Source organism: Nocardioides stalactiti (genome assembly GCF_014180715.1).
GTDB classification, from domain to species: domain Bacteria; phylum Actinomycetota; class Actinomycetes; order Propionibacteriales; family Nocardioidaceae; genus Nocardioides; species Nocardioides stalactiti.
Map to the genome: position 1 here is coordinate 1 of NZ_JACEFC010000248.1, position 920 is coordinate 920.

General features: G+C 78.7%; 1 protein-coding gene. It reads right to left on the minus strand.

What is annotated here, in order from left to right; genetic code table 11:
- Positions 1 to 920 (minus strand): hypothetical protein (locus H0487_RS22735; RefSeq protein ID WP_220793717.1); only part of this gene is annotated, 920 nt, incomplete at both ends.

Sequence of the window (920 nt, forward strand, 5' to 3'; positions counted from 1 at the left end):
CAGCGAGCGCCTGAGCCTCGGCGGCTGCCGCAGCAGCGGCCTCCGCCTCGGCTGCCTCGCGGGCAGCGGCCTCGACGGCGGCCAGCTCCTCGGCGGCACGCCGGGCCTCGGCGGCTGCGCGCAGCTGTTCCTCGGCGTGGGCCTGGGCCTCGCGGGTGGCGGCCTCGAGCGCCGCGGCGCGGGCCTCGGCCTCCTCGAGGGGCGTCCCGGTCGAGAGGCTCTCGGCGACGACCGGCTTGGAGTCGTCGACCGACTGCCGCGTGGCCGCGGCCGCGCGGATCTGCTCGTCAGCGCGCGCCTGGGCCTCGAGCGTCGCGACCTGGAGCTCGGCGGCTCGCGCGCGGGCCTCTTCGATCTCGAGGGCGAGGGCGGCCGCGCGTGTCTCGGCGGCGGCGCGGGCCTGGGCCTGTTCGGCGGCCTGTTGTTCGGCGGCGGCGCGGGCCTGGGCCTGTTCGGCGGCTTGCTGCTCGGCGGCGGCACGGGCCTGGGCCTGTTCGGCGGCCTGTTGTTCGGCGGCGGCGCGGGCCTGGGCCTGCTCGGCGGCCTGTTGTTCGGCGGCGGCGCGGGCTTGAACCTGTTCGAGGGTCTGCTGCTCGGCGGCGGCGCGGGCCTGGGCCTGCTCGGTGGCCTGTTGCTCGGCGGCGGCGCGGGCCTGGGCCTGCTCGGTGGCCTGTTGCTCGGCGGCGGCGCGGGCCTGGGCCTGCTCGAGGGACTGCTGTTCGGCCCGGAGGAGCTCGGACTGGACACTCGCGAGGGCCGCTTGCTGGGCCATCGCCGAGCGCTCGAGCTCGTCGAGCGTCTCGGCGGCGCGGTTCTCGGCGGCGGCGCGGGCGCGGTTGGCCTCCTCGGCCATCCGCTCCGCATCGACCAGGGCCTTGGTGACGGCCCGGCGCTCGTCGGCGAGGGCCGCGGCGGAGTGG